Origin of the sequence: Pseudomonas sp. 2,4-D (assembly GCF_030418155.1) — a bacterium.
Lineage (GTDB): Bacteria > Pseudomonadota > Gammaproteobacteria > Pseudomonadales > Pseudomonadaceae > Aquipseudomonas > Aquipseudomonas alloputida.
This window is the reverse complement of sequence record NZ_JAUHUI010000003.1, coordinates 153135-170245: the sequence shown is the minus strand read 5'-3', so window position 1 is coordinate 170245 and position 17111 is coordinate 153135. Positions and strand designations below refer to the sequence as shown.

Below are 17111 nucleotides of genomic sequence, written 5' to 3'. Positions count from 1 at the left end.
GAACGCAGCCGTATATGCTGCCTCCATGACACTCACCGCGTGGCCTGCAACCGCTGGCGCGCGGCGTACAAGAACAATTCGAGTGAAGCCATGAACATGTACCATGATGCCGATCGTGCCCTGCTGGACCCGATGGAAACCGCCAGCGTCGATGCCCTGCGCCAGCACCAGCTGGAGCGTCTGCGCTGGAGCCTGAAGCACGCCTACGACAATGTGCCGTTGTACCGCCAGCGCTTTGCCGAGTACGGCACCCACCCTGATGACCTCAAGTGCCTGGAAGACCTGGCGAAGTTCCCCTTCACCGGCAAGAACGACCTGCGCGACAACTACCCCTACGGCATGTTTGCCGTGCCCCAGGAAGAAGTGGTGCGCCTGCATGCCTCCAGTGGCACCACCGGAAAGCCGACCGTGGTCGGCTACACCCAGAACGATATCGACACCTGGGCCAATGTGGTTGCCCGTTCGATTCGTGCGGCCGGCGGGCGCAAAGGTGACAAGGTGCATGTGTCCTACGGCTACGGGCTGTTCACCGGCGGGCTCGGCGCGCACTACGGTGCCGAACGCCTGGGCTGCACCGTGATCCCCATGTCCGGTGGCCAGACCGAAAAGCAAGTGCAGCTGATTCGCGACTTCCAGCCCGACATCATCATGGTCACCCCGTCCTACATGCTCAACCTGGCTGATGAAATCGAGCGCCAGGGCATCGACCCGCACGACCTCAAGCTGCGCCTGGGCATTTTTGGTGCCGAGCCGTGGACCGACGAGCTGCGCCGTTCAATTGAGCAGCGTCTGGGCATCAATGCCCTCGATATCTACGGCCTTTCGGAGATCATGGGGCCCGGGGTGGCAATGGAGTGCATAGAGACCAAGGACGGCCCGACCATCTGGGAAGACCACTTCTATCCCGAGATCATCGACCCTGCTACCGGTGAAGTGCTGCCGGATGGCCAACTGGGCGAGCTGGTATTCACCTCGCTCAGCAAGGAGGCATTGCCGATGGTGCGCTACCGCACCCGCGACCTCACCCGGCTGCTGCCGGGCACCGCTCGGCCGATGCGGCGGATCGGCAAGATCACCGGCCGCAGTGATGACATGCTGATCATTCGCGGGGTCAATGTGTTCCCGACTCAGATCGAGGAGCAGGTCCTAAAAATAAAACAGCTTTCTGAGCTATATGAGATTCATCTGTATCGCAATGGAAATCTGGACAGTGTCCAGGTGCACGTGGAGCTGCGCGCAGAGTGCCAGTACCTTGACGAAGGTCAGCGCAAGCTGGTTGTCGGGGAGTTGAGCAAACAGATCAAGACCTACATCGGCATCAGCACCCAGGTGCACCTGCAGCCCTGCGGCACGCTCAAGCGCTCAGAGGGCAAGGCTTGCCACGTGTTCGACAAACGGTTGGCCAGCTGACCCATTCGGCTGCCATTTCGGCCCCGGCATTGTCCGGGGCCTTTTTTTGCCTGCGTTCCGCCGGGCAAACGCTGCTGCGCGACAGCCCTCTTGGCTGTCAACGTGATACACAAATCTTACTTGATACACATAAATGTGTTTGACGTTATCTTTTGTATCGCTTACAAATGACTCATGCCTTAGCAGGAGTCGCAGCACATGTACGCACAGCTAGTGGAAACCGGAGTCAAGCGCATCAAGTCGCTGGAAGAGATGTCCCCCGAGGAACGCAACTTCCAGGAAAAGATCGATGCCGAAATCAAGATCGAAGCCAAGAACTGGATGCCCGAGGCCTATCGCCAGACCCTCATCCGGCAGATCTCCCAGCACGCCCACTCTGAAATCGTCGGCATGCTGCCCGAAGGCAACTGGGTCACCCGTGCCCCCAGCCTCAAGCGCAAACTGCAGCTGATGGCCAAGATTCAGGACGAAGCCGGCCACGGCCTGTACCTGTACAGCGCCATGGAAACCCTGGGGGCTGACCGCGACGAAGAAATCGCCAAACTGCACAGCGGCAGGGCCAAGTACTCGAGCATCTTCAACTACCCCACCCTCAGCTGGGCCGACATGGGTGCTGTGGGCTGGCTGGTGGATGGCGCCGCCATCGTCAACCAGGTGGTACTGCAGCGCACCTCTTACGGCCCCTACTCCCGCGCGATGATCCGTATCTGCAAGGAAGAGAGCTTCCACCAGCGCCAGGGCTACGAAATGCTGCTGACCATGATGCGCCAGGGTACTCAAGCCCAGCGCGACATGGTTCAGGACGCCATCAACCGCTTGTGGTGGCCAGCGCTGATGATGTTCGGCCCGAGCGATGAACACTCGCCCAACAGCGCCCAGTCGATGGCCTGGAAGATCAAGCGCCAGACCAACGACGAACTGCGCCAGCGCTTCATCGACCAGACCGTGCCGCAGCTGGAACTGCTTGGCTGCACTGCGCCTGACCCTGAGCTGAAGTGGAACGCCGAGCGCGGCCACTACGACTTCGGCGAAATCCAGTGGGACGAGTTCTACGAAGTGATCAAGGGCAATGGCCCGTGCAACCTGGAACGTGTCGCCACCCGGCGCAAGGCCATCGAGGATGGCGCCTGGGTACGCGAGGCCGCCGTGGCCTATGCGCGCAAGCAACAGAACAAGAACGCCGCCTGAGCGGCGATTGATGCGGAGATCGAAAATGTCTGTCTGGACCCTCTACGAAGTGTTCGTGCGCAGCAAGCACGGCCTTAACCACAAGCATGTCGGCAGCGTGCACGCCGCCGATGCCGCCATGGCCATCGAGAACGCCCGCGAGCTCTACACCCGCCGTAGCGAAGGTGTGAGCCTGTGGGTGGTGCCTTCGGCGCTGATCACCGCCTCCTCCCCCGACGAGAAAGACCCGCTGTTCGCCCCCTCGGACGACAAGGTCTATCGCCATGCCAGCTTCTACGAGCTGCCCGACGAAGTCGGACACATGTGAGGTGGGCCATGCATAAAGAAGCCCTTATCCCCTACCTGCTGTTGCTCGGCGACAGCGCCCTGGTCCAGGGCCAGCGCCTCTGCGAATGGTGTGGCCGCGCCCCGGCCATCGAGGAAGAGCTGGCCCTGATGAACGTCGGCCTCGATCTGGTCGGCCAGGCCCGCAACTGGCTGGAGTATGCCGCCGAGCTGCTCGACGATGGCCGAGATGCCGATGCCCTGGCGTTCCGCCGTGACGAGCGCGCCTACCGCAACCTGCTGCTGGTCGAGCAACCCAACGGTGATTTTGCCGTGACCATGACCAAGCAGTTCCTTTACGACGCGTGGCACTTCGCTGTGCTGCAGGGGCTGGTCGAGTCCAGCGACGCGCGAATCGCCGGTATTGCCGCCAAGGCCCTGAAAGAAGTCACCTACCACCTGCGCCGGTCCAGCGAATGGGTACAACGTCTGGGCGGTGGTACCGATGCCAGCCGCCAGCGCATGCTCGCCGCTATCCCGGCACTGTGGCGCTTCACCGTAGAACTGACTGCTGCCAGCGACAACGAAGTCCGTCTGGCCGAATGCGGTATCGGCGCCGATCCAGCTACCGTCGGCGCCACCTGGCTGAAGCAGGTCACCGCGACGTTTGCTTCGGTCGAACTGCCGCTGCCCAAGGCCGCCAGCCACTTCTACCTGGATGGCCGCAAAGGCGTGCACACCGAGCATCTGGGCCTGCTGCTGGCCGAAATGCAGTTCCTGCCAAGGGCCTACCCCGATGCAACCTGGTGAACTGATTGCCGGCGACCGCGGCGCGCGGGCACAGCAAGGCGACGACCTGGCCCGCGCCTGGGCGGTATTGGGCCAGGTCATGGACCCTGAAGTGCCGGTGGTCAGCGTGGTCGACCTGGGGATCGTGCGCGATGTCGATTGGCGCGCCGGCCACCTGCACCTGGTGGTTACCCCGACCTATTCTGGCTGCCCGGCCACCGAAGTGATCGAAGGGGATATCCGCCAGGCGCTGGAGAAAGCCGGTTTCACCGCGCCAGACCTGGAGCGTCGGCTGACCCCGGCCTGGAGCACCGACTGGATCACCGAACTGGGCCGCGAGCGCCTGCGCGCTTATGGCATTGCGCCGCCGCAAGGCAGCGCCAGCAAGCGCAGCCTGCTCGGCGAAGCCCCCCAGGTGTGCTGCCCGCAATGCGGCAGCGCCCATACCGAATTGCTCAGCCAGTTCGGCTCCACGGCCTGCAAGGCGCTGTACCGCTGCCGCGAGTGCCTGGAGCCATTCGACTATTTCAAATGCATTTGAGCCGTGGAGACCACCATGAGCCAGTTTCACAGCCTGACCATCAAGCAAGTGCGCAATGAGACCCGTGATGCGGTATCGATTGCCTTCGATGTGCCCGAGCACCTGCAGGACCAGTTCCGCTTCACTCAGGGCCAGTACCTGGTCATGCGTACCCAGCTGGACAACGAAGAAGTCCGCCGCTCCTACTCCATCTGCAGCGCCGTGCAGGACGGCGAGCTGCGCGTGGCCGTCAAGCGCGTGCCGGGCGGGCGCTTCTCGGCGTTTGCCAATGAAGTGCTCAAGGCCGGTCAGCAGCTGGAAGTGATGCCGCCATCGGGGAGCTTCTTCGTGCCACTGGACCCGGCTCGCCAAGGTAACTATCTGGGGGTAGCTGCCGGCAGCGGCATCACGCCGATACTGTCGATCATCGCCACTACGCTGGCCAGCGAGCCGCACAGCCGTTTCACCTTGCTGTACGGCAACCGTTCCAGTTCGGGGGCGCTGTTCCGCGACAAGCTCGAAGACCTGAAAAACCGTTACCTCGACCGCTTGAACCTGATTTTCGTGTTCAGCCGCGAACAGCAGGATGTCGACCTGTACAACGGCCGCATCGACGCCGACAAATGCGGCCAGCTGTTTTCGCGCTGGCTGGACGTTGCCGGCCTGGACGCGGCGTTCATCTGCGGCCCGCAGGCGATGACCGAGACCGTGCGTGACAGCCTGCAGGCCAACGGCATGGCCAAGGAACGCATTCACTTCGAGCTGTTCGCCGCCGCCGGCAGCGAGGCCCGCCGCGAAGCCCGTGAGGCGGCACGCCAGGTGGATTCGGCACTTAGCCACATCACCGTGATCAGCGACGGCCGGGCACTGAGCTTCGACCTGCCGCGCAACACCCAGAACGTGCTGGACGCCGGCAACGCCATTGGCGCCGAGCTGCCCTACTCGTGCAAGGCCGGTGTGTGCTCCACCTGCAAGTGCCGAGTGATCGAGGGCGAAGTGGAGATGGACAGCAACCATGCCCTCGAAGACTACGAAGTGGCGGCCGGGTATGTGCTGTCGTGCCAGACCTACCCGGTGAGTGACAAGGTGGTGCTTGACTTCGACCAGCTGTAGACCGAGTCGACTGCTTCGCGGGTAAACCCGCTCCTACAGGGCCTGCGCAGGGCCTTAGAGCAGCATCCTTACCTGCGAAGAAGGCCTAAGCAACAACGCAATACCCCGCGTGACCTCAACAAAACAATTACAACACCCAGAGATCGCAACCCATGACACCCGAACGCATAGAAAGCATCGCCAACCACCCCGACTTCCAGCACCTGGTACGGCGCAAACGCCGCCTCAACGGCAGCCTGACCCTGGCCATGCTGGTGGTCTACTACGGCTTCGTCCTGCTGGTTGCGTTTTCGCCCAGCACCCTCGGCCAGTCCCTCAGTGGCGGCGTGACCACGGTCGGCATGCTGGTGGGCGTGCTGATGGTGCTGCTGTCCTTTGCCCTGACCGGCATCTACGTGCACCGCGCCAACAACGTGCTCGACCCGCTCAACGACAAGGTCAAGCAGGAGTGCGCACAATGAACTGGACCGCCATTTCGATGTTCATGGTGTTTGTCTGCTTCACCCTGCTGGTCACCCGCTGGGCTGCCCTGCGCACCCGCTCGGCCAGCGACTTCTACACCGCCGGCGGCGGCTTGACCGGCATGCAGAACGGCCTGGCGATCGCTGGCGACATGATCAGTGCCGCTTCGTTCCTGGGCATTTCCGCGATGATGTTCATGAACGGCTACGACGGTCTGTTGTATGCCCTCGGTGTCCTGGCGGGCTGGCCGATCATCCTGTTCCTGATTGCCGAGCGCCTGCGCAACCTGGGCAAGTACACCTTCGCGGACGTGGTCAGCTACCGGCTGGCGCAAACCCCGGTGCGCTTGACCTCGGCTTTCGGCACCCTGGTGGTGGCGCTGATGTACCTGGTGGCGCAAATGGTCGGCGCCGGCAAGCTGATCGAGCTGCTGTTCGGCATCAGCTACCTGTACGCGGTGATGCTGGTCGGTGTGCTGATGGTTGCCTATGTCACCTTCGGTGGCATGCTCGCCACCACCTGGGTGCAGATCATCAAGGCAGTAATGCTGCTCTCAGGCACCAGTTTCATGGCCTTCATGGTGCTCAAGCACTTCGGCTTCAGCACCGAGGCCATGTTTGCCAGCGCCGTGGCCGTGCATGCCAAGGGCCAGGCGATCATGGCCCCAGGCGGCTTGTTGTCCAACCCGGTGGACGCTATTTCCCTGGGTTTGGGCATGATGTTCGGCACCGCTGGCCTGCCGCATATCCTGATGCGCTTCTTCACTGTCAGTGATGCCAAGGAAGCACGCAAGAGCGTGTTCTACGCCACCGGTTTCATAGGTTACTTCTACCTGCTGCTGATCGTTGTCGGCTTTGGCGCCATCGTCATGGTCGGCACTGAGCCGTCCTACCGCGACGCCACTGGCGCCATCATCGGTGGCGGCAACATGGTCGCCGTGCACCTGGCCCAGGCCGTCGGTGGCAACCTGTTCCTCGGCTTCATCTCTGCCGTGGCGTTCGCCACCATTCTGGCTGTGGTTGCTGGCCTGGCGCTGTCCGGCGCATCGGCCGTGTCCCACGACCTGTATGCCTGCGTGATGCGCAAAGGCAAGGCTACCGAGCAAGAGGAAATGCGTGTGTCGCGCATTGCCACGCTGGTCATCGGCCTGCTGGCGGTGATCCTGGGCCTGATGTTCGAGTCGCAGAACATCGCCTTCCTCTCCGGCCTGGTGCTGGCGGTGGCCGCTTCGGTCAACTTCCCCGTGCTGCTCCTTTCCATGTTCTGGAAAGGCCTGACCACCCGCGGCGCGGTGTGCGGCAGCATGGCCGGGCTGGTCTCGGCGGTGCTGTTGGTGGTGCTGGGCCCGGCGGTATGGGTCAACGTACTGCACAACGAAACGGCGCTGTTCCCCTACAGCAACCCTGCGCTGTTCTCCATGAGCCTGGCCTTCCTCAGTGCCTGGGTGTTCTCGGTGACCGACAGCTCCGAACGTGCCGTTGAAGAGCGCGGTCGCTACCTGGGCCAGTTCATCCGCTCCATGACCGGTATCGGCGCGGCTGGCGCCAGCAAACACTGACTTCAAGGACGAACAGACATGTCGGGTAAAACAACAACAATGAACCGCACACACTTCATGTCAGCCGCCTGGCTGGCCACCCTCGCCCTGCCCATGCCCGCGCTGGCCGACTTCATCGGCGACAGCCATGCACGCCTGGAGCTGCGCAATCACTACATCAACCGTGATTTTCGGCAGAGCAACGCCCCGCAGGCCAAGGCCGAGGAATGGGGCCAGGGCTTTACTGCCAAGCTGGAATCGGGCTTCACCGAGGGCCCGGTCGGCTTTGGCGTGGACGCGATGGGCCAGTTGGGCATCAAGCTCGACTCCAGCCGCGACCGTCGCAACACCGGCCTGCTGCCTTTTGGCCCGAATAGCCACGAACCGGTCGACGACTACAGCGAGCTAGGCCTGACCGGCAAGGTACGCGTGTCCAAGAGCACCTTGCGGCTGGGCACCTTGCAGCCGATCCTGCCGGTGGTGGTGTATAACGACACCCGCCTGCTGGCGTCCACCTTCCAGGGTGGCCTGCTCACCAGTCAGGACCTCGATGGCCTCACCTTCAATGCCGGACGCCTGACCAAGGCCAACCTGCGTGACTCTTCTGGCCGCGACGACATCGGCTATGGCGCTGCCAGCAGTGACCACCTGGACTTTGGTGGTGGCAGCTACGCCATCACCCCACAAACCACGGTCAGCTATTACTACGCCAAGCTCCAGGACATCTACCGTCAGCAGTTCGTCGGTCTGATCGACACCCGCCCACTGGCAGAAGGTGTGAGCCTGCGCAGTGACCTGCGCTACTTCGACAGCCGCAACGACGGTGCCGAGCGTGCCGGCAACATCGACAACCGTAACTTCAACGCCATGTTCACCCTGGGCGTGCGGGCGCACAAGTTCACCGCCACCTGGCAGCAGATGTCCGGTGACAGCGCCTTCCCGTTCGTCAACGGCGGCGACCCGTTCACCGTCAACCTGGTCACCTACAACACCTTCACCCGCGCCGGGCTGGACTCTTGGCAAGTGCGCTACGACTACGACTTCGTTGCCATGGGCATCCCCGGTCTGAGTTTCATGACCCGCTACACCGACGGTCGCCACGCGGAAACTGCCACCGTGACCAATGGCCGTGAGCGCGAGCGCGACACCGACATCACGTATGTCATCCAGAGTGGCCCGTTCAAGGACGTCAGCCTGCGCTGGCGCAATGTCACCTTCCGCTCCGGCAACGGCCTGACCAACGCCGTGGACGAAAACCGCCTGATCATCGGCTACACCCTGGCGCTGTGGTAACAGCGCCCCCCACTTTTTGAACAGCATGGAGAACAGCATGTCTGCCGCCCCTACTCTGCAAAGTTTCATCGCCGGCCGTTGGCTCGGCCAGCACGGCGCCCAGGCCTTGCGCAGCGCCCTTGACGGCCACGTACTGGCCTACAGCCATGAAGAGCGCCCGGACTTCGCCGAAGCTGTGGACTACGCGCGTGCACGCGGTCTTGCCTCGCTGATGGGCATGGATTTCCAACAGCGTGCCCAACGCCTCAAAGCCCTGGCCCTGTACCTGGCCGAGCACAAAGAGCAGCTCTACGCCCTGTCGCACCACAGCGGCGCCACCCGGGCTGACAGCTGGATCGACATCGAAGGCGGCAACGCCACGCTGTTCTCCTATGCCGGCATCGGCAGCCGCGAGCTGCCGTCGGGTAACCTGGTGCACGAAGGCCCAGCCATACCGTTGGGCAAGCAAGGCCATTTCGCCGGTAGCCACATCCTGGTGCCACGGGCAGGCGTTGCGGTGCATATCAACGCGTTCAACTTCCCTATCTGGGGCATGCTGGAAAAGTTTGCCCCAACGTTCCTGGCCGGTATGCCCTGCATCGTCAAACCGGCGACCTCGACCAGCTATTTGACCGAGGCCGTGGTACGCCTGATGAATGCCTCCGGCCTGCTGCCCGAAGGCAGCCTTCAGCTTGTTATCGGCAGCACCGGCGACCTGCTCGACCGCCTGCAGGGGCAGGACGTGGTGACCTTCACCGGCTCCGCCGACACTGCCGCGAAACTGCGTGTGACGCCCAACCTGATTCGCAACTCGGTGCCGTTCACCGCCGAGGCCGACTCGCTCAACTGCGCCATCCTCGGCCCGGACGTGAGTCCGGACAGCGAAGAGTTTGACCTGTACATCAAGGAAGTGGTGCGTGAAATGACCACTAAAGCCGGGCAGAAGTGCACCGCCATCCGCCGTGCGATCGTCCCGGCCAAGCACCTGGATGCCGTCGCCACCCGCCTGCGCGAGCGCTTGAGCAAGGTCGTGGTTGGCGACCCGTCGCTGGAAGGTGTGCGCATGGGTGCCCTGGCCTCCCATGACCAGCAGCGCGATGTCAGCGAGCGGGTGCGCAGCCTGCTGCAGACTTGTGATCAGCTATTCGGCGCCAGCGATGGCTTTGCCCCGCGTGGCGAAGGCGTGGCTGAAGGCGCGTTCTTTGCGCCAACCTTGTTGCAGGCCCGCGACCCACATGCCGAGGGCGGTGCCCACGATATCGAAGCGTTCGGCCCGGTCAGTACGCTGATGGCCTATGACGACCTCGACGAAGCCTTGGCACTGGCTGCCCGTGGCAAAGGCAGCCTGGTGGCGACCCTGGTCACCGCCGACCGCAGCGTGGCCACCAAGGCTATCCCGGTGGCTGCTGCCTGGCATGGCCGACTGCTGGTGCTCGATAGCCAGGCTGCCAAGGAGTCCACTGGGCACGGCTCGCCGCTGCCGCAGCTCAAGCACGGTGGCCCGGGCCGCGCCGGTGGTGGTGAAGAGCTGGGTGGCCTGCGTGCGGTCAAGCACTACCTGCAGCGCGCTGCAGTACAAGGCTCGCCGAGCATGCTCACGGCGGTCACCGGCGAGTACGTGCGCGGCGGCGAAGTGATCGAAACCGAAGTGCACCCGTTCCGTCGCTACTTCGAGCAGCTGCGTGTCGGCGAGTCGCTGCTCACCCATCGCCGCACCGTGACAGAAGCTGACCTGGTCAATTTCGGCTGCCTGTCAGGCGACCATTTCTACATGCACTTCGACGAAATCGCCGCCAAGGCGTCGCAGTTCGGTAAACGCATTGCCCACGGTTACTTCGTACTGTCGGCAGCGGCCGGGCTGTTCGTGTCGCCCGGTGCCGGACCGGTGCTGGCCAACTATGGGCTGGACACCCTGCGCTTCATCAACCCGGTGGGCATTGGCGATACCATCCAGGCGCGGCTGACCTGCAAGCGCAAGATCGACCAGGGCAAGACCAGCCCGCTGGGGCAGCCGCAGGGGGTGGTGGCGTGGGATGTGGAGGTGACCAATCAGCTGGGTGAGCTAGTGGCCAGCTATGACATCCTGACCTTGGTGCTGAAAAAGCCAGCATGATGTGTTGAAGCTACGGCCTCTTCTCGGGCAAGCCGCCTCTGACCGGCACAGCGCCCTTGTAGGAGCGGGTTCACCCGCGAAGAGGCCGGTAGCGGTTCAGGCACCTGGGATCAATACACGTACGTGGCTGAAGTGAAGAATGCAGGCATCTAAACCGTTGGTCAGCGACTGCCAATGCTCAGTGAACCTCGGGCGTGCACCTGTAGCTCTCAATTCATGAGGACCATCAACGAGGACTGCACAATGGATTCCCTACTGCGAATGGGTGGCGGCAATGTTGAAGATGACTGGCCGGAGCTGGAGCCGGATCGACGCAATGATCGGGCAGACGACCCGGATACCGACCCCAATGTGGCTGATGATGAGGAAAACCGGCCCGGCGTCCCGGCCAGCGACCCTGAGTCTGGCGCCTGACACGGTGAGTATCAGCGTATCCTGCAGGAGCGGGCCCGTCCGTTCCTGCAGTTTCTTTTACCGGTTGCAGGAGAGCTATTAAACCATCGCCGCCGGATCGCCCACCGACTGGTTGGGCTTGCTCCCCGAAATCCGCCAGCTCACGGCGGTAATGCCGTAACGCTCGGCCATCGGCCGACTGACCTTCCTGATTTTCTCGCGACCGAACTTGGGAATGATGCCGATGCCCGCATCACAACTTGCCCAATGCCAGGCCTCGGCATTGTCCAGGCGTTCCAGGCGAATGATGAAACTGCGCGGCTGGTCATGCAGTTTGTAATCGATTATGTACAGCTGTGGGCTAGGCATCGCAGGGGGCCTCCTCTTCTCCATGGATGACATTTTGATTGATCGGGCGGTGGCCAGAAGATTCAAAATTTTGTCTAACAAAATGTCATGGCGCGATTCCGGGGCGGCTACCCCGAAATCGCTGCTGGGCACCTATGGGGAGCTGTCGTTCAGCGCAAGCCCCCACTCACTGGCTGCGGTCTGCGCCGTGGCTGTTGCGCCCCCCCTTGCGTCCGGCTTCCGATGCCCGTTGGCGGTCGTTGGCAAAGTTGCCGCCAGATGCCTGGCCACCCTTGTGGCCAGCGCGCGATGCCCTCTCGCGGTCATTGGCAAAGTTACCTGGGTTGGTTTCCTTGGTGCCGCCGCGCTGGCGGGTTCGCTCTTGGTCCTGCGCCATGTCGTTTCTCCTTGCGATGGATTGGCTGATCGCATGAATCGATGCCATGCCTAGCTTCCGAGCCCCCGATCTGTCGCTGTGCTCAATGGTTTTACAATCAGCTGACCGGTGGCACTAAAAACATGCAGCCAGGCTGTTTGCGTGACGGATGTGACCGTTCGTCAGCTTCAACGCAACGTTTATTGCCAGCCAGGGCCGAAACTTCATGCAATAAAGGAATCGCCCAGGAGCCGGAATGAAACCAGTCAAGCATCGCGCCACCATCATTTGCCGGCATGGCAAGCAGCGCCACAAGTGGTTGTGGGTGAGAAAGCCCAAGGCGCCGTGGACCCTTCCAGGCGGCAAGATCGAGCCCAGCGAGACGCCGATGCAGGCCGCGCAGCGGGAGTTGTTGGAAGAGACTGGGCTACAGGCTGAATCGCTGGTGTTGTTGATGCGCCACGAAACGCCAGAGCGTGTGCATTACGTGTTTGCAGCGGAGTTTGCCGAAGCACCGCAGCCCAAGGCCCGGCACGAAATTGTCGACTGCCGCTTTGCCCACCTGGATCAGGTGGCTGTGATGAAGGACGAGATCAAGGCCCTGATCCGCTCCTTGCTGGCTTGTGACGCGGGCACGGCGGCGTCCGTTCGGTAAGCTAGGCGTGCACACTCCACTGCGTTGCGTCTGACGCGATCGGCATCTCGTCGATTGCATGGATCATTCCGTTTTCCAGCGCCTCCCGCGGCGCCAGTATCCTTGGATAGGCCATTAGATAGCGCGGTACATCCAGGACCTCGGCCGCGCCTTTCGTGCGCTCGGCCACGATCTGCGCATACAGGCGCAGGTCGTAATCCAGGCTCATCGCATACTCGGACATACGCGAATGGTCCACAGAACCATGCAAGGTCCAATGAAACGGGTGGAAAAGAAACTTGCTGAAACTGCAAGCCGTGCGTCGCTCTCCGGCAAGGAAGAGGATATTGCCCATGGATTCCACCGTACCCAGGTTGTGGGTATGCACCTCCACGGGTAACGCACGCAGAAAATTGTACAGGGTAAACCCATAGCTGCACTCGCCGCCCATGGTGGCGATGTTCAGTTGCAGAAGCTCGGCACCCTGCTGCAATGCCCGTGAGCAGGTCGTGATCAGGTTGCCGCAGGTAGACGAATTGATCGGTCCGGTGAAGTGGATGATATGTCTGGCCATGCTTGCCTCCGCGGATGGCAGGTCATTGCTTGTGCTTTTGCACATCGTCGCCCAACCCGGCCATCTGGCAACGGGAGAAACGCTCCAATGTCATCCTGGCACCCTTCCATGAAACGGGTATGCGGTGGAGACGCCGGCTGCCGCAAAGTTCAACTCAGCGTCAGCATTTCCGTTGGTCAAGCGTTGTGAACCCTCGCCGGCCTTTGCCGGTCGCACCTTCAGAGCGACCGAACAAGGAACCGGCAGTGAGGACGGCAGCGTGAGCGATATTCGCATCGGTATCTCCGGGTGGCGCTATGGCCCCTGGCGCAAGGACTTCTACCCCAAAGGCCTGAAGCAGGACGATGAACTGGCATTCGCTTCACGGGCGGTGAACAGCATCGAGATCAATGGCTCGTTCTACAGCCTGCAAACGCCCGAGCGCTATCTGGGCTGGCGTGAAGAAACGCCGGACGGCTTCGTGTTCGCGGTCAAGGGGCCGCGCTATATCACCCATGTCCGGAGGCTGAAGGAAATCGAAGAGCCAATGGCCAATTTTTTCGCCTCCGGGCCGCTGCTGTTGGGCGAAAAGCTCGGACCGTTCCTGTGGCAGTTCCCACCCAACATGAAGTTCGATGAAGACCGTTTTGCCCGGTTTTTCGAGTTGCTGCCACACACCCGCAAAGCCGCCCGTGGACGCGCCCAAGGCTGCGCCGAACGCCTCAAGGGCAATGGCAGCCTCGCCATCAAGGGTAATGCACGCTTGCGTCACGCTGTGGAAATCCGCCACGAGAGTTTTCTCTGCGAAGCCTTCATCAAGCTCTTACGCAAGCATCGCGTGGCGCTGGTAGTCGCCGACAGCGCGGGCAAATGGCCTTGTGTCGAAGATGTGACCGCCGACTTCGTCTACATGCGCCTGCATGGGGATGTGGAGCTGTACAGCAGTGGATATACCGCACGCGCGCTGCGGCGTTGGAAGCAGCGTATCCAGCTATGGAGCGAAGGTAACCAGGCGGACGATGCCCGCCTGGTCGTGCCGGGGCCGCCGCCTCGGCGTGCCGCACGGGATGTCTACTGCTATTTCGACAACGACCAGAAGGTACACGCGCCATACGACGCCAGGCGCTTGCTGCAAAAGCTGTCGTTGGACCATGAGCTGATGACCGAGCCAGGCGTGGTGCCGGAGGTGGCCTTGTGAACAGGACCCTGCCCGCCCCACGCTGCATCATCGACAAGGTGACCGCTGTACGCCGGCTCAATGTGTTGACGCTGAACGTGCACAAAGGCTTCACCTTCTTCAACCGTCGCTTCATCTTGCCCGAGTTGCGCGAGGCTGTTCGCGCCACCGGCGCCGACCTGGTGTTTTTGCAAGAGGTGCACGGCAGTCACCAGCAGCACGCCTTGCGCCACCCTGCCTGGCCCGAGACACCGCAGTACGAGTTTCTGGCCGACAGCATGTGGCCGCAGTTCGCCTATGGCCGCAATGCGGTGTATCCCCATGGCGACCACGGTAACGCGCTGTTGTCGAAATTCCCCATCAGCCGCTTCAACAACCTGGATGTGTCGGTGCAGGGCAATGAACAGCGTGGCCTGCTGCATTGCCAGCTGGAGGTGCCGGGCCATGACCAGGTGCATGCGGTATGCGTACACCTGGGCCTGCGCGAAGCACACCGGCAGCGCCAGGTGAAGCTGATGCTGGACCTGCTGGCCAGCCTGCCACCCAACGCGCCGGTCATCATCGCCGGCGATTTCAACGACTGGCGGCTGAAGGCGGACGCGGTGCTCAGCGAACACCTGACAGAAGTCTTCGGCACTCCGGCGCGCAGTTTTCCCGCGCGCCTGCCGTTGTTGCGCCTGGACCGCATCTACTTGCGAAACGCGGTGCCGGGCGCTGCCCAGGTGCTGTCCAAATACCCGTGGTCGCATCTGTCCGACCACGTACCACTGGCTGCGGAGATCAATCTGTGAACCGACCTTGGGTAGACGGCAACGGCGTGCAGTTGCTGATCAATGGCGAGCAGTACTACCCCCGCGTATTCGAGGCCATGGCCCAGGCGCGGGAAGAAATATTGCTGGAAACCTTTATCATCTTCGACGACAAAGTGGGCAAGCAATTGCAGCAGGTGTTGATCGAGGCGGCCCGGCGCGGTGTACGCGTGGAAGTGGCCGCGGATGGCTACGGCACAGCCGAGCTGCCGGCTGAGTTCATTTCAGCGATGACCGACGCGGGTGTAAGCTTTCATGCGTTCGATCCGCAACCGCGCTTGTTGGGCATGCGCACCAACCTGTTTCGCCGTTTGCACCGCAAGATCGTGGTGGTTGATGGTGAACGGGCCTTCATCGGCGGTATCAACTACAGCGCCGACCATTTAGGCGACTTTGGTGCCATGGCCAAGCAGGACTATGCCGTGGAGGTCACTGGGCCGGTAGTGGCGCAGGTACATGCAGCCAGTAAGCGCCTGATGTCTCCCGTTCTGCAGCCACCCAGTGCGGTACGCCCGGTTACCGAGCCCGCCGGAAGCAGCAGTGCTGTATTGATCGAGCGCGACAACGGCATGCGCAGCACTGATATAGAGGCGCACTACCTTCAGGCTTTTCGTAAAGCCAGGCAGCGCATTGTCGTCGCCAACGCCTACTTCTTCCCAGGCTACCGATTGATGCGCGAGCTGCGCAATGCGGCCCGGCGTGGCGTGGAGGTTCAGTTGATCTTGCAGGGCCAACCCGACATGCGCTGGGTACGCGCATTGTCGCGCCTGCTGTACAACTACCTGCTGCGCGACGGGGTGAAGATCCATGAGTACTGCCAGCGGCCGTTGCACGGCAAGGTGGCTCTGGTGGACGACCAATGGGCCACCGTCGGCTCCAGCAACCTCGACCCCCTTAGCCTGTCGTTCAACCTGGAGGCCAACCTGTTCATTCGTGATCGGGCCTTCAACCAGCAACTGCACCAGCATCTGCAGGCACTGGCCAGCGAGCAATGCAAACCGGTCACCTTGGAGCGCATGATTCGCGGCTACTGGTGGCGAGCACCGTTGATCTTCGTGTGCTTCCACGTGATCCGCCACTTCCCGCGCATTGCGGGCTGGTTCCCAGCGCACCGGCAGCGTTTGCGCTCGGTGCAGCCGGAAGCCGAACCTCATGGCAACTTGCACGAGGGCAACTCCTGATGGCGCGCAAAAGCTGGCAAACGTGGGGCAAACGTCTGCTCACACTCGCGTTTCTGATCCTGATCCCTGTGCTGTTGTACCTGCTGGCGCGTAACCTGGACTGGAACGAAGTGCGCCAGTCTTTGCTGGCCTACAAGCCTGGCACCCTTGCCATCGGCTTGGCGATCGCGTTGAGCAGCTACCTCGCGTTTGCCAGTTACGACCTGTTGGCCCGGGCTTACACCGGCCACACGCTACCTGCCCGGCAGGTATTGCCCGTCGCGTTCGTGTGCTACGCCTTCAACCTCAATTTCACTACCTGGGTAGGCGGGGTTGCCTTGCGCTACCGCCTTTATGGCCGGCTGGGCCTGGATACCGCGACCATTACACGGATCCTCACCTTGGGGCTGTTGACCAACTGGATGGGCTATATGCTGCTGGCCGGCACCGTATTCGCCCTGGGCCTGGTGGAGATGCCCGGTAACTGGGCGGTGGGCACTACAGGCCTGCGCCTGATCGGCCTGCTGTTGCTGGCGATTGCGGGCGGCTACCTGCTGGCCTGTGGTTTCGCCAAGAAGCGCACCTGGTGCTGGCGCGACCACGAAGTGACGCTGCCCTCGCTGCGTCTGGCGCTGTGCCAGGTGGCGCTGGGTGCCAGCAACTGGGCACTGATGGCGCTGCTGATCTTCTGGCTGCTGCCGGGCGAAGCGTTCTACCCATCGATTCTCGGCATCCTGCTGATCAGTTGCGTGGCCGGTGTGGTGGCGCATATCCCTGCGGGGCTGGGCGTGCTGGAAGCGGTGTTTCTGGCCCTGCTGCACGGGCAGATGGCCCAGGGCACGCTGGTGGCTGCCCTGCTCGGCTACCGCACGTTGTACTACCTGATTCCGCTGCTGTTGGCAGTGGTGACCTACCTGATCCTGGAAAAGCGCGCCAAAGCCATGCGCCGGCGCGACAAGCCTGCTCAGACCTGACGAGGGCCTTGTGCCCTGG

Annotated in this window: 18 protein-coding genes and 1 pseudogene; 16 read left to right on the top strand and 3 right to left on the bottom strand. The window is 62.3% G+C overall.

What is annotated here, in order from left to right; translation table 11 throughout:
* The first annotated feature begins 90 nt into the window (after positions 1-90).
* The 11 genes and pseudogenes from paaK (at position 91) to QYE47_RS04570 (ending at position 11082) form a co-directional block, all read left to right on the top strand.
* On the top strand, positions 91-1410 hold the full coding sequence (gene paaK, locus QYE47_RS04620; protein WP_026031946.1) for a phenylacetate--CoA ligase PaaK: 1320 nt from the start codon (positions 91-93) through the stop codon (positions 1408-1410).
* A gap of 198 nt (positions 1411-1608) precedes the next feature.
* Positions 1609-2598: a 1,2-phenylacetyl-CoA epoxidase subunit PaaA gene (gene paaA / locus QYE47_RS04615; RefSeq protein ID WP_070383932.1), complete on the top strand. Its 990-nt coding sequence runs from the start codon at positions 1609-1611 to the stop codon at positions 2596-2598.
* A 25-nt stretch (positions 2599-2623) separates the two neighbouring features.
* On the top strand, positions 2624-2905 hold the full coding sequence (gene paaB / locus QYE47_RS04610) for a 1,2-phenylacetyl-CoA epoxidase subunit PaaB (RefSeq protein WP_004374528.1): 282 nt from the start codon (positions 2624-2626) through the stop codon (positions 2903-2905).
* An 8-nt stretch (positions 2906-2913) separates the two neighbouring features.
* Positions 2914-3672, top strand: coding sequence for a 1,2-phenylacetyl-CoA epoxidase subunit PaaC (gene paaC / locus QYE47_RS04605; RefSeq protein ID WP_014590945.1), 759 nt, complete (start codon positions 2914-2916; stop codon positions 3670-3672).
* Positions 3659-4192, top strand: coding sequence for a 1,2-phenylacetyl-CoA epoxidase subunit PaaD (gene paaD / locus QYE47_RS04600; protein WP_070383931.1), 534 nt, complete (start codon positions 3659-3661; stop codon positions 4190-4192). The genes paaC and paaD overlap by 14 nt, the downstream gene beginning before the upstream one ends.
* A 15-nt stretch (positions 4193-4207) precedes the next feature.
* Positions 4208-5284 carry a 1,2-phenylacetyl-CoA epoxidase subunit PaaE gene (paaE, locus tag QYE47_RS04595; protein WP_070383930.1) on the top strand — a complete coding sequence of 359 codons (1077 nt, stop codon included), beginning with the start codon at positions 4208-4210 and terminating at the stop codon, positions 5282-5284.
* 152 nt (positions 5285-5436) lie between these two features.
* Entirely contained in the window at positions 5437-5745 is a 309-nt protein-coding gene (locus QYE47_RS04590; protein ID WP_004374508.1) for a DUF485 domain-containing protein, read from the top strand.
* A pseudogene (locus QYE47_RS04585) lies at positions 5742-7304 on the top strand (cation acetate symporter); the annotation flags it as partial. The gene QYE47_RS04590 and the pseudogene QYE47_RS04585, both read left to right, overlap by 4 nt.
* A gap of 39 nt (positions 7305-7343) precedes the next feature.
* Entirely contained in the window at positions 7344-8576 is a 1233-nt protein-coding gene (locus QYE47_RS04580; protein WP_041166974.1) for an OprD family porin, read from the top strand.
* A gap of 37 nt (positions 8577-8613) precedes the next feature.
* Complete coding sequence (paaZ, locus tag QYE47_RS04575; protein WP_070383929.1) at positions 8614-10668, top strand: phenylacetic acid degradation bifunctional protein PaaZ; 2055 nt, start codon at positions 8614-8616, stop codon at positions 10666-10668.
* A gap of 243 nt (positions 10669-10911) precedes the next feature.
* On the top strand, positions 10912-11082 hold the full coding sequence (locus QYE47_RS04570) for a hypothetical protein (protein WP_155295797.1): 171 nt from the start codon (positions 10912-10914) through the stop codon (positions 11080-11082).
* Between the two features lie 78 nt (positions 11083-11160).
* On the opposite strand, the gene QYE47_RS04565 is transcribed toward QYE47_RS04570, so the two are convergent.
* Together QYE47_RS04565 and QYE47_RS04560 are read right to left on the bottom strand one after the other, a co-directional pair.
* On the bottom strand, positions 11161-11430 hold the full coding sequence (locus QYE47_RS04565) for a DUF6555 family protein (RefSeq protein WP_004374494.1): 270 nt from the start codon (positions 11428-11430) through the stop codon (positions 11161-11163).
* A 166-nt stretch (positions 11431-11596) separates the two neighbouring features.
* The gene (locus tag QYE47_RS04560) at positions 11597-11806 is read right to left on the bottom strand and encodes a general stress protein (protein WP_014590951.1); all 210 of its coding nucleotides are present in this window, start codon (positions 11804-11806) and stop codon (positions 11597-11599) included.
* A 235-nt stretch (positions 11807-12041) separates the two neighbouring features.
* Here QYE47_RS04560 and QYE47_RS04555 point away from each other — a divergent pair, with 235 nt between their 5' ends.
* Positions 12042-12440 carry an NUDIX hydrolase gene (locus QYE47_RS04555; RefSeq protein WP_014590952.1) on the top strand — a complete coding sequence of 133 codons (399 nt, stop codon included), beginning with the start codon at positions 12042-12044 and terminating at the stop codon, positions 12438-12440.
* A gap of 1 nt (position 12441) precedes the next feature.
* On the opposite strand, the gene QYE47_RS04550 is transcribed toward QYE47_RS04555, so the two are convergent.
* Positions 12442-12993 carry an ATP-dependent Clp protease proteolytic subunit gene (locus QYE47_RS04550; protein ID WP_014590953.1) on the bottom strand — a complete coding sequence of 184 codons (552 nt, stop codon included), beginning with the start codon at positions 12991-12993 and terminating at the stop codon, positions 12442-12444.
* A gap of 124 nt (positions 12994-13117) precedes the next feature.
* Between QYE47_RS04550 and QYE47_RS04545 the strand changes: the two genes are divergently transcribed.
* The 4 genes from QYE47_RS04545 to QYE47_RS04530 are packed head-to-tail and all read left to right on the top strand — an operon-like array spanning position 13118 to position 17092.
* On the top strand, positions 13118-14170 hold the full coding sequence (locus QYE47_RS04545; RefSeq protein WP_076403075.1) for a DUF72 domain-containing protein: 1053 nt from the start codon (positions 13118-13120) through the stop codon (positions 14168-14170).
* Positions 14167-14940 carry an endonuclease/exonuclease/phosphatase family protein gene (locus QYE47_RS04540; RefSeq protein WP_014590955.1) on the top strand — a complete coding sequence of 258 codons (774 nt, stop codon included), beginning with the start codon at positions 14167-14169 and terminating at the stop codon, positions 14938-14940. Before QYE47_RS04545 ends, QYE47_RS04540 begins: the two co-directional genes overlap by 4 nt.
* A complete protein-coding gene (gene clsB, locus QYE47_RS04535; protein WP_053867985.1) occupies positions 14937-16139 on the top strand; it encodes a cardiolipin synthase ClsB in 1203 nt (400 codons plus the stop codon). The genes QYE47_RS04540 and clsB overlap by 4 nt, the downstream gene beginning before the upstream one ends.
* The gene (locus QYE47_RS04530; protein WP_012052312.1) at positions 16139-17092 is read left to right on the top strand and encodes a lysylphosphatidylglycerol synthase domain-containing protein; all 954 of its coding nucleotides are present in this window, start codon (positions 16139-16141) and stop codon (positions 17090-17092) included. The genes clsB and QYE47_RS04530 overlap by 1 nt, the downstream gene beginning before the upstream one ends.
* Positions 17093-17111: the final 19 nt, after the last annotated feature.